This is a genomic window from Tepidanaerobacter sp. GT38 (genome assembly GCF_021991635.1).
Lineage (GTDB): Bacteria > Bacillota > Thermosediminibacteria > Thermosediminibacterales > Tepidanaerobacteraceae > DTU063.
Map to the genome: position 1 here is coordinate 14582 of NZ_JAFFJA010000010.1, position 12020 is coordinate 26601.

The 12020-nt window shown below is 40.8% G+C and carries 11 protein-coding genes; 8 read left to right on the top strand and 3 right to left on the bottom strand.

Going from position 1 to position 12020, the window contains the following annotated elements; genetic code table 11:
- Window positions 1-290: 290 nt before the first annotated feature.
- Together JT739_RS02015 and JT739_RS02020 are read right to left on the bottom strand one after the other, a co-directional pair.
- Window positions 291-1655, bottom strand: a complete 1365-nt coding sequence (locus JT739_RS02015) for a PFL family protein (protein ID WP_237659418.1) — start codon at window positions 1653-1655, stop codon at window positions 291-293.
- Between the two features lie 11 nt (window positions 1656-1666).
- Window positions 1667-1987, bottom strand: a complete 321-nt coding sequence (locus tag JT739_RS02020) for an ACT domain-containing protein (protein ID WP_370642555.1) — start codon at window positions 1985-1987, stop codon at window positions 1667-1669.
- A gap of 373 nt (window positions 1988-2360) precedes the next feature.
- On the opposite strand from JT739_RS02020, the gene JT739_RS02025 reads away from it, so the two are divergent.
- On the top strand, window positions 2361-2840 hold the full coding sequence (locus JT739_RS02025; RefSeq protein WP_237659420.1) for a DUF456 domain-containing protein: 480 nt from the start codon (window positions 2361-2363) through the stop codon (window positions 2838-2840).
- A 99-nt stretch (window positions 2841-2939) separates the two neighbouring features.
- On the opposite strand, the gene JT739_RS02030 is transcribed toward JT739_RS02025, so the two are convergent.
- Window positions 2940-4292 (bottom strand): radical SAM protein, encoded by a 1353-nt coding sequence (locus JT739_RS02030; protein WP_237659421.1) that lies wholly within the window; start codon window positions 4290-4292, stop codon window positions 2940-2942.
- A gap of 194 nt (window positions 4293-4486) precedes the next feature.
- Between JT739_RS02030 and JT739_RS02035 the strand changes: the two genes are divergently transcribed.
- The 7 genes from JT739_RS02035 to JT739_RS02065 all read left to right on the top strand — a co-directional run bounded on the left by JT739_RS02035 (window position 4487) and on the right by JT739_RS02065 (window position 11961).
- Entirely contained in the window at window positions 4487-4711 is a 225-nt protein-coding gene (locus JT739_RS02035) for a CLC_0170 family protein (protein ID WP_237659422.1), read from the top strand.
- A 238-nt stretch (window positions 4712-4949) separates the two neighbouring features.
- A complete protein-coding gene (locus JT739_RS02040; protein WP_237659423.1) occupies window positions 4950-6557 on the top strand; it encodes a spore germination protein in 1608 nt (535 codons plus the stop codon).
- Window positions 6544-7641 carry an endospore germination permease gene (locus tag JT739_RS02045; RefSeq protein WP_237659424.1) on the top strand — a complete coding sequence of 366 codons (1098 nt, stop codon included), beginning with the start codon at window positions 6544-6546 and terminating at the stop codon, window positions 7639-7641. Before JT739_RS02040 ends, JT739_RS02045 begins: the two co-directional genes overlap by 14 nt.
- A complete protein-coding gene (locus tag JT739_RS02050; RefSeq protein WP_237659425.1) occupies window positions 7638-8786 on the top strand; it encodes a Ger(x)C family spore germination protein in 1149 nt (382 codons plus the stop codon). Before JT739_RS02045 ends, JT739_RS02050 begins: the two co-directional genes overlap by 4 nt.
- Window positions 8787-8860: 74 nt before the next feature.
- On the top strand, window positions 8861-9574 hold the full coding sequence (gene spoIIR, locus JT739_RS02055; protein ID WP_237659426.1) for a stage II sporulation protein R: 714 nt from the start codon (window positions 8861-8863) through the stop codon (window positions 9572-9574).
- A gap of 252 nt (window positions 9575-9826) precedes the next feature.
- Window positions 9827-11329, top strand: a complete 1503-nt coding sequence (locus JT739_RS02060; protein WP_237659427.1) for an aminotransferase class I/II-fold pyridoxal phosphate-dependent enzyme — start codon at window positions 9827-9829, stop codon at window positions 11327-11329.
- A gap of 167 nt (window positions 11330-11496) precedes the next feature.
- Window positions 11497-11961 carry a hypothetical protein gene (locus JT739_RS02065; RefSeq protein ID WP_237659428.1) on the top strand — a complete coding sequence of 155 codons (465 nt, stop codon included), beginning with the start codon at window positions 11497-11499 and terminating at the stop codon, window positions 11959-11961.
- Window positions 11962-12020: the final 59 nt, after the last annotated feature.

Sequence of the window (12020 nt, forward strand, 5' to 3'; positions counted from 1 at the left end):
GAGGGAATCTCCTATGCGTTGTATACGTAATAGCAAAAACTATACCACAAAACAAAAGTTTCTAGGTCCAAATTCCCATTGAATATTTATATCAACATTATTGTGGATAAGTTATCCCCAATGGGGAAAAGTTACCTGTCCCTAGTAAAAATCTTTGGGACATGGTTTGAAGTTATTAACACCTGTGCATAATTCTGTGGATAACTTTAAGAATTTAGGCCTACAAGACAGTTCCAAAATTTTATGAAAAATGACCATTTTCGACTAATAACTTTCAAAAAATTTATTTTTTAATTTGTGAGGCTCTGTATAGGTGGAGGAACTTGACCGCCGCGGCGTACAAATACCGTGGAGTCAAAGGAATTTACGGGCATTATAGGAGCACGTCCCAAAAGTCCACCAAATTCTACAAAATCCCCCGCTTTTTTACCAGGAGCAGGTATTATCCTGACGGCAGTAGTCTTTTTGTTAATAACACCAATGGCCATTTCATCGGCAATAATAGCGGCAATTGTTTCAGCGGAGGTATCGCCGGGAATTGCTATCATGTCAAGGCCTACGGAACATACACATGTCATCGCTTCAAGTTTTTCTAAAGAAAGGGCACCATCTGCCGCAGCACGAATCATACCTGCATCTTCACTTACTGGAATAAAGGCTCCGGAAAGGCCGCCTACATATGATGTTGCCATGGCGCCGCCCTTTTTTACCGCATCATTTAGCAGTGCCAATGCTGCCGTTGTTCCAGGGGCACCACAACGCTCAAGACCCATAGTTTCTAAAATGTTGGCAATGCTGTCCCCGATGGAAGGAGTAGGGGCCAATGACAAATCTATAATTCCAAAGGGTATTCCAAGTCTTCTTGATGCTTCACGGCCGATAAGTTCACCGACGCGGGTAATCTTAAAGGCCATTTTCTTGATAGCTTCAGAGACCTGACCCAGATCTGCATCTTTTGGGAGATTAGACAAAACGGCATTTACCACGCCGGGGCCGCTAATTCCCACATTTATTGTGGTTTCCGGTTCCCCAGGCCCGTGAAACGCTCCTGCCATAAAGGGGTTGTCTTCTGGAGCATTTGCAAAAACTACAAGCTTTGCCGCACCTATGCCGTCCTGGTTGGCTGTTAGCCTTGCAACTTCTTTTATAATCCTGCCCATGGCAAGGACTGCATCCATATTGATTCCAGCTTTGCTGGTAGCCACGTTTACCGAGGCACAAACCCTTTCAGTTTGTGACAGAGCATCAGGAATGGAATTTAGCAGGTTCATGTCACCGCGGGTAAAACCCTTATGCACCAAAGCCGAAAAGCCGCCTATAAAATCGATGCCTAAATCTTTGGCTGCTTTATCCATGGCGCGGGCTATGGGAGTATAGTCGCTCTCTGCACAGCTTTCGGCTACCAAAGCAATGGGGGTTACAGATATTCTCTTATTTACAATTGGAATGCCAAATTCCTCTTCCAGCTGGCAGGCAGTAGGCACAAGATTTCTGCCTATCTCCATTAACTTGTCATAAATTTTATCAGCAACTTTTGAAATTGAAGAATCTGCGCAGTCTCTGAGGCTTATTCCCAATGTAATAGTCCTGATATCCAGCTGTTCCGCCTGGACCATGCGAATTGTTTGGATTATTTCGTCACGGGTGAAGTTCATCGAAAATCCTCCTATATCCTATGCATGAAGTGAAATATTTCTTCCCGTTGGGCATCAACTCTAACTGACAGCTCTTGGCCCCGCTGTGCCAGTTGATTTTTCAACTCATCGAAACTCACTGTTGATTTAGCAATATCCACTACCATAATCATAGTAAAGAGGCCTTCGATAGCTGTCTGAGTAATATCTAAAATGTTGACATTGGCTTTTGCCAGTACATCTGATATGCCGGCAATAATTCCGACCCGGTCTTCGCCGATTACCGATATGACAGCTCTGACACTGGGGGTGCCATTAGAGTTAGCGGGCTCGCTTACCTTTTCATCTCCAATGAAAAGCTCTATGCCATTTTTTGCGGCGTAAATTCGGGCTTCTTTAGTCACAAGGGTATTTGGGGGAAATTTGACTACTTTTTTATCACTGTGCTGTTTTAAGACATCTAGAGTTACCAGGATTTCCATAAAAATGTAACCGATTAGTTAACAATCGGTTAATTTACACCACCTTTCAAACTTTGAATATTATGTAACTAGTATAAATCAAAAAAACCGAGGTATCAAGGGCAGCCAGAACCTTATCTTATTAGCGTATGCAAGTCTGCATCACAGTAATGTCTAATATAAATACGTTCTGAAATTTCTTTACACCGCTACAATGGCAATGATAAAATAGCAATAATTAAAGGCTTTTTAAGGGAGGTCTAACATGGGGATTTTACCTTTGGCCATAAGCATTATCATGTTTATCTTGGGTTTATTGGGAACCGTATTGCCTGTTTTACCCGGTGCCATACTGATTTACGGTGGAATGCTCATATATGGGATAATGACCAGCTTTGAAAGCCTCAATGTGAATTTCTTCCTATTACAGGCTTTAATTCTGATAATAATTTTTTTAGTGGATTTTATAAGCACTTTTATTGGTACACGGCACTTTGGCGGAAGTAAACAAGCTATCTGGGGTGCGGGGATCGGCACCATTTTAGGTTTATTTTTAATGCCTCCTATAGGCATTTTTATAGGTCCATTTCTAGGTGCTGTCATTGCGGAAATAGTTCTTGGCAAGGAATTAAAAGAAGCAGTTCGGGTTGGAATAGGAAGCCTCATCGGCATAATAGGGGGAACCTTATTAAAATTATGTATGGAAATCATAATGATTATTTATTTTTTTGTTCAAATTTATTAATGCAACTCTCCTTAAAAGTTAAGCCATTTTCCAAATGCATAAAGTGTGCCCATAAAAAATGGCGCCAATGAAAAATGATTGGCGCCATTTTATCGTTTTTCATTTGGCTGCAGCACAGGTCTTTGACCACTTCTCATCGGCAATTTTTGCCCACCTATCTGAATAGTCTTTAAGCTTTTGGGCGAACTCTTCAGGTGTCTCATCGTCGCTTAATTGGGTTGAATATGCACCGCTTTCCTTTACAATTTCCACCATTATTTCAGGATTGTCAATGAGCGGACATGGCCTGTGATGGTTTAAGTTAAAAGGCTGCCGCTTTTGATATGCCTTCATCAGCGGCGAACCCAGGGCTTCTTTCAATGACACGTCTTTTATATTGCATGTGGCATAGTGCACAAAGGCACAAGGTTCCACATCGCCTCTGGCATTAATATGCAGATATCGCTTTCCTCCTGCGATACAGCCGTGGGAAATCTCACCGTCATTCCAAAAGTCCATTATAAAGATGGGTTTTGTCTTTCTATATTCAAGGATTTTCTCATACATATAGGCGCGCTGTTCAGGAGTCGCCATCAGCTCTAAATCCACATCTTTCCCCACAGGTATGTAAGTAAAGTACCACGCATAGGCTGCTCCCTTGTCGACAAGCATATCTACAAATTCCTCGCTGGCTAATTCTTCAGTATTTTGCCGGGTATATGTTACTGATACTCCAAAAATGAGGCCGGCATTTCGCAACCGAGCCATGGCTTCCATTACTTTTTTGAATACACCTTTGCCGCGCCTTGCATCAGTGGTTTCCTCAAAGCCTTCAATGCTAAAGGCCAAGGTGATATTGCCAACTCGCTTCATCTCTGCTACAAACTCATCATCTATCAAGGTGCCGTTAGTAAACAGAAGGATTACCTGTGATGGGTGCTTTTCAGCAAGCCTTATAATATCTTTTTTCCGAATAGTGGGCTCACCGCCAGACATGAGGATAAAATATATGCCCAATTCTTCGCCTTCTGTCATTACCCTGTCTAATGTATCAAAATCCAGTTCTTCGGTTCGCTGATAGTCTCCTGCCCAGCAACCGGTACAGTTTAAATTACATCTTTCAGTAGGATCGATTAAAATTGCCCAGGGCACCGAATAACCCAGCTCTTTTGCCATTTTATTCTGTTTTTGAACACCTAAAAAGTTTGCATTTAAGAAAAAGTTCATGCCGATTTTGTCTTTTACGTGGGGATCAGTTTCCGAAAGAAGTCTTTGGGCAAACTGATACCAGTTGGAATCTTTGTCTTCTAAAAATTTCTTAGCACTTTCAAGATATTCCCTGTGATTTTTCGGCATTGGCAATTTTTCCGCCCAGTCAATTAACTGGTCAATATCATCCATATCTTTTGACAGCAAATATTTTAAACCCTGGCCTATAATCTTTTCACCAAGTTGAGTGCGGGCCAAATCCATTTATGAAGACCTCCTTTAAATTTCGTCATATAACTATATAACGATATGTTAGTTTTATTATAAACTCCTGGAAAAATTTCGTCAAGAACTGAACCATCTGGAAAAAGCATAAAAATTTGAAAGCGGCCCATTCATAAAATAAGCCAATTAAGACAAGAATAAATAGAGATAACATTTTTGTGAGGATGTTAATTATGGTGGAAGTAATAAAAATGTTGGCAGACAACGTAGTGCACAACATATCTTTTACCACCTTGGCCGTCTTTATTTTAAGTGGCATTTATCTTCTAACAATAGATAGGCTGGACCTTTCCATAAAGGGCCTGAAAACTGAAGAAAAAGCCGTTACCATTATTGGTATCTTATACATATTTGGTTCCCTGGCGGTTTTTGTGTTTTTCAGATACTTTGTCATGTGAGAAACTGAACCATCGAAAAAATAAGTTTGAGCGAACGGTATCTCCTGACAACGTTAACAGTGAGCTGACAGCACAAACGTATCACACGACAATACAGCTTTACCACCAAACAACAATAACAGCAGTATCTGAAGACATTTACTGTATCACTTGAGCAATACTAACGGCATTACACGACAACAATTAATTCTCTTTGATTATTTTGTGCATAATCCAGCAGCAAATTGGGAGTGTCCGTATGACCAATATATTTTCAAAGCTATATAACAACAAAAAAGAAGAACTTTTCTTTGAAAGGGACATGTCGCCGGATAAGAGCAGAAAGCTTAAAACAAATATAGGGGAAAATTTACGAATTGTTAACGAGTATCTTTCCGATTGTGATGATGTCATTACTCGCAATTTTTACATGGGTCAAGGCGGCAAACATCAGATGTCTTTGATGTTTATTGATGGAATGGTCCAAATGCAGACAGTGCAAGATGATATTTTAAAGCCGCTGATGTTATTTACCCGTCAATTTCCGCTGGAATACAATGTGGGGGAAAAATTTTTTAACATGGTAAAAGAAGGCCTTTTGACGGCAGGAGACGTAAAAGAAATTGACAATTTCGGTGAGGTTATACTGGGCATTTTATCCGGTGACACCATACTGTTTATAGATAAAATGGAAAAGGCATTGATTATAAGCACCAGGGGATGGGAAAAGCGGGGAGTCCAGGAACCTTCCACAGAAGCGGTTATTCGAGGGCCAAGGGATGGCTTCACGGAGACATACCGAACGAACGTTGCTCTTGTCCGGCGGCGGTTAAAAGATCCAAACCTTAAGGTTAAGACAATAAAGCTTGGCAGGCATACAAGAACTGACGTGGGCATTATGTATATTAAGGGCGTAGCCAAACCGTCTATAGTCGATGAAGTTTTAAAAAGGCTAAATACAGTTGATATAAGCACTGTTCTGGAAAGTGGCTATATAGAGCAGATGATCGAAGGAGACTGGCTTTCACCATTTCCGCAGCTTCGGCGCACAGAGCGGCCTGATGTGGTGGCTGCATCGCTTATAGAAGGCAATGTGGCAATATTATGTGACAATACGCCCTTTGCGCTGATTGCCCCCACAACCTTTCTGAGTCTGTTTCAGTCGCCGGAAGATTATTATGAGCGCTGGTATATTGTATCGATGATCCGCATTCTGAGATTTATAGCGGGATTCTTTGCCTTTACCTTTCCGGCACTGTATATTGCCATGACCACATTTCATCCGGGTATGCTTCCCACAGATCTTGTGCTATCAATAGCCGCAGCCAGGGAAGGTGTGCCCTTTTCGGCAGTAGTAGAGAGCTTGATTATGGTAATTGCCCTGGAAGTATTAAGAGAAGCGGGAGTAAGGCTGCCGGGGCCCATAGGCCAGACAATAGGTATAGTGGGCGGCTTGGTAGTTGGAGAAGCCGCTGTGAGAGCCGGTATTGTCAGCCCTATTATGGTCATTGTTGTGGCAGTAAATGCAATATCGTCTTTTGCTATTCCCAACTACAGTGTTGCCATTGGTTTTCGCCTGTTGACCTTTATATTGATGGCACTGGCCGGTGTCGCAGGGCTGTACGGGATAATGCTGGGACTTCTAGGGCTGACAATTCATCTGGTTACATTAAAGAGCTTTGGAGCCCATTACCTGTCACCTTTTGTTTCTTTTAGATTTTCCGAAAGTAAGGATACCTTGATTCGCGGCCCAATGCCATCAATGGAAATAAGGCCTGGATATACGAGGCCTCAGGACCTTGACAGGATAAACGACAGGCGGCATGATACCATAGATAAAGCGGGGGATGAAAGTGCTGACCAATAATGATTTGATAACTGTGCCACAGGCAGTAGCTTTGATAATAATGACCGTTTTAGAAGTTGGCTTACTTAGCCTGCCGAGGGAAGTGGCCACGTATGCGGAATCAGATGGTTGGATTCTTGTTATCATAGCATGGCTATTAGCTTTTATCTGCAGCCTTGTCTTAAGCACCCTTATAAGAAGGTTTCCGGGCGAGACCTTCATAGAGTATTCCCAAAAGGTAATAGGTAAATTCCTGGCATTTGCAATTGGTGTTATTCTTATCATTCATTTTGTTTTAGCTACTGCAGTTGTTATCAGAACCTTTGCCGAAGTAACCAATGCCTTTATGCTCCCAAACACTCCGCGGGAATTCATAATAATAGCGCAAATGCTGCTTACGATTTATTTAATTCGTCATGGCATAGAACCAACTGCAAGAATAGCGGAAATTCTATTTCCATTGTTGTTAGTACCCATATTTGCCATGTACATGATTGCTTTACCAAAAGCTGATTTTACGGAACTGCTTCCGGTTTTTAATACACCTATAAAAACAATGGCAGTTGGAAGCCTCTATACCATGCTCAATTTTTTTGGATTAGAGATTTTACTAATATTAGGCCCCTATTTAAAAAGGCCGGATAAAATTTATTGGACTATGTTTGTAAGCGTAGGTGTTATTGCTCTGATTTTTTTATTTATTGTAATAATAACTTTTTCAGTACTTGGAGTGCAACCTGCCAAACAGTTTATATGGCCGGGCATGACGATTATCCGTATGATAACGGCGCCTGGTAGGGTCTTTGAAAGGCTGGATGCTCTGGCAATGGCTTTGTGGACGATTGCATCTTTTACTGCATCAAACAGCATGTATCTGGCAGGGGCACTGACATGTTTCCATCTTACGAAGGCCAGGGAATTCAAGTTCTTTATAACCATATTGTTTCCTTGGATTTATTTTCTCGCCTCACTTCCCCCCAGTATCATTGCAACAGAAAAGTTGAGGCATATTGTGCGATGGGGTAGCGTTTCCGTTGGTATTGCTGTACCTGTTATTGTTCTGTTGCTGTCCATCATTATGAAAAAGAAAGGTGAGACAGCATGAAAAAGTATGGAAAGATACTGACTATATTAACATTCCTTTTGGTTTTAGTTGGTTGTTGGGATATGGTTGAAATAGATAGGCGGTTATTTGTAGGTATTGTTGGCATTGATGTAAGTGATGAGCCCAACAAATACACCTTTCACTTTTCCATACCCATAGCTAGAGAGATAATGGGTGGAGAAGGCGGTGGCGGTGGCGGCGGTGTCGGCGGCGAAAGTGTGAGCCAAATAACAACAGAAGCCTATTCTTTAATTGATGCAGCAAGGAATCTTGCCCTGAGGATAAACCGGGATATGTACTTCGAACATATGAGGATAGTTGTTATCAGTGAAGAAGTGGCAAAAAAAGGCCTTAAAGATGTGTTAAATCCTTTTGCGCGCCAGACAGAGTTTAACAGGCGAAGTCGCATAGCAATTTGTGATGGGAAAGCGGAAAAGGTTATGCAAGTTAAACCTTGGGCAGAAAAGCTAAAGGCAGAATATATGGAGTCTCTATATGCGTCTAGAGTCATGTCAGGAAAATTTATCCAAATGGATTTAGGAGATTTTTTCCACAACCTCTACACCCAAAATGGCAGTACCCTTGTGAGCAAAATAACCCCTAACGGCACTGAAGTAAATATAGGGGGAGCAGGAGTGATAAAGAATTTTAAGTTTATTGGGTGGCTTAATGAAGAAGAGACCCAGGGCATTAACTTTTTTCTGGGCAAAGTACGAGGTGGGGAAATAGTGGCAGAGGATATAGGAGGCACCGGAACGGTAACTTTCACAATATTGGGGGAAAAAGCGCAGCTTTCACTTAAAACAGCAGAGCCCATCCCTGAATTTGACTTTAAAGCATACGTGACGGGGGATATTGCTAGCACCTCTCATGCTGTTACCTACGACCATGACAAATTAGGGACAAAATATATCGAAGAGCTGGAAAAAGTTATATCAGAAGAAATAAAAGCACAGATATTAAAGGGAATAAAAAGACTTCAAGAGGACTATCGAGTAGACTTATTAAAGCTTAACGAGCATTTAAAAAAATACCGGCCAGACCTATGGAAAATATATGAAGAGGATTGGGAAGACATCTTTCCACAAGTCAGCATTGAAGTAGATGTCAAGACCTCCATAAAAAATGTGGGTATTTTACGATAAAAAGATATTCGCTGATTATAAAGGCCGATTATGGGAATAATAATAACAAACTTATTTATGGGGGAGAGGACAAAGTGATATATAGGGCAAAATTACTAAAAAAAATCTTCACAGTAACATTGGGGATATTGATACTTTCAATGCTTTGTGCAATTATAAGCACCAGCGGCCTGGCTGGAGGTATAGATGATAGTGCTAAAATTACAGCAAAAGAGCTGTCAAATAAACTCATAAGGCTTCATGTCATTGCAAATAGCGATTCTTCTGAAGATCAACAGTTAAAACTTAAAGTAAGAGATGCTATCATATCTGCCCTCAGCAGCGAATTTGAACATATGGATAATATAAATTCATCACGAAGATTTATAAAGGATAATCTTAAATATATTGAGGAAATAGCAAGACGGGAAATCAGAAAAAACGGCAAAGACTACGATGTCAAAGCAATATATGGCAAATTTCCTTTCCCAGTGAGGACTTATGGCTATGTAACCCTACCTGCCGGAGAATATGAAGCCCTCCGGGTAATTATAGGCAGCGGCAAAGGTGCCAACTGGTGGTGTGTGCTGTTTCCACCACTGTGTTTCGTAGATATAACCCAGGGACAGTCAGAAGATGAGGCAACTGCGGCTATGAGCAAATACTTAACAGAGCAGGAGCTGGAAGCTATAAAAAATCATAGGGCTACCAGTAACCGAGCTGTAGAAATTCGCTTCAAAGTGCAAGAATTGTGGCAAGAGGCAAAAGGCAAGCTCAACAAGGCCGTGAAACTTGCTTTTTCAATATAACATCAAATCCAAGATAGTACCACTTTAACAGAAACTATAAGCCCGGCATTTATTTGTCGGGCTTTTAGCTTTTCTATAAATATGTATCTTTATCTCTATTTACTACAAGATACTGATGAGTCGATGCAATATAGCTAAAACAACCTGATATAACCAATAAAAAACGATTTATACTATTGAAATCAGACAAAATTTGTGCTTTAATTGTATTGTTTGATATTTGACTTAACATAGAAAGGGGAGTGACTCCGGATGAAGCTTGAAGAGCAGCAAAAAACCCCGCTTTTTGCCGCACTGAAGAAGTATGTGGAAGATAAGACGGTACCATTTCATGTGCCCGGTCATAAAGGCGGTAAAGGTATACCTGAATTTCGCAGTTTTGTAGGGGAAAATATATTGTCTATAGATGTTACTTCAGGGCTTTTGGACTTGGATACCATTTGTAATCCTTTAGGAGTAATACATGAGGCAGAAGACTTGGCAGCTAGTGCTTTTGGGGCAGATTATGCTCATTTTCTGGTAAATGGTACTACTTCAGGCATCCAAGCTATGATATTGTCGGTGGCAGGACCCGGTGATGAAATCATTATTCCAAGAAATGCTCACCGTTCAGTAATTGGAGGCCTGATATTAAGCGGTGTGCGGCCGGTTTATATAAAACCAGTAATTGATGACTATATGGGGATAGCCATGGGTATCACTCCGGAGAGTGTAAGACGGGCTTTGGTGGAACATCCAAACGCTAAAGCGGTCTTTGTAATAAATCCCACGTATTACGGCATCGCTTCTGACCTTCGTCAAATTGTAGAAATAGCCCACTCTTACGGCAAACCTGTTATTGTGGATGAGGCCCATGGTGCTCATTTAGGATTTCATCCGGATTTGCCGATGTCGGCTATGGAGGCTGGAGCCGATATGAGTGCTGCTAGTGTCCACAAACTATTGGGCTCCATGACTCAAAGCTCCATCCTCTTGGTGAAAAGCGATTTGATAGATGACAGAAAGGTCAAAAGTGTCATCAATTTAACCCAGACAACCAGTCCTTCATATCCGCTGATGGCCTCCCTTGATGTTGCTCGGAAGCAAATAGCCTTAAATGGCAGGCAAATGCTGCAAAGGACTATCGAGCTTTGTGAGAGAACACGAGAGCGGTTAAATGAGATAAAGGGCATTTACGTTATGGGCAGGGAAGTTGAAGGGACTGAAGGCTGTTTTGCTTTTGATCCCACAAAGATTGCCATAAATTTAAGAGAAATAGGGCTATCAGGCTTCGAAACGGAAAAGATATTAAAGTATGAGTACCATATCCAAATGGAACTTTCCGATTTATACAATGTGCTTGCAGTAGGTTCTATAGGTGACAATGAAGCAAGCATGAATATGTTGGTAAACGCGATCAAAGACATTGCACAAAAATACGGCAATAAAAACGTTGTAAAAATAACAACGGAACTTCCGGAAAATCAAGAAGTGGTGGTTTCACCTCGATTTGCGTTTTACAGTGAAAAGCGTGTAGTTCCTTTAGAGCAAGCAGAAGGGGAGATAAGTGCAGAAATGCTGATGGCTTATCCGCCTGGAATCCCAATCATTTGTCCCGGTGAACGCATAACTAAAGAAATTATAGAATATGCCAAAACACTAACTGCCGAAGGGTGTCATCTGCAGGGCACTCAAGACCCAGAAGCAAAGACAATAATGGTACTGGCAGATAGAGAATCGGTTAAATTTTACGAGAGAATAAAAGAAGTGGTTTAGAAGTAAGTGGTGTCGTAACTATTTTTTTATAGTTTAGACACCTTTTTTTATCTTTTGTCACATTTTTGTAATAAATCTATTTTATTTATGGATACTATCAAAGTTCATCTTGATAAGGTATAATAAAAGCAAAAAACAATCTAAAAAATCTTTTGGAGTTGAGAGTTATGGCGATTTCTATGATTGTTCCCGTATTAATTTTCGCTATTCTTGTATGTGTAGTTGTGGCTGTTGTATCGGCAAAGAGCGAATATAGTGAAGGAGGAGAAGATGTGATAAAAAATGCTTATGTATATTTGGTTTTATTTGCCACTTTAATGATGGTCATCGGAGGCAGCGTATCTGCCTTTATGGCAGCAGCGGATATTTTAGTTCCCACTCCTTATTACCAATCCTTTGAAGATTATAAAAGGTTCGAAATGGAAAGGAAAGATATGACAGGTTCTGAACAGGACTCGGTAAAACTTACTGAAGAAGAGCTGAGAGAAAAATACGATGACATGGTTAGAGCAGAGAAAGAAAAGCAGATTCTTCGGGCAAAAAACAGTCTGATTAAGAGTTTTGGTTGGATTGTAATACCGCTGCCGGTTTTTATATACTATCAAAAAAATTTAGTCAAAAAAACTGCTTAGAAATTACCATCATAAAAAACATTGCTTAAGGCAACATAATAATGGTGCGTTAAAAAAAT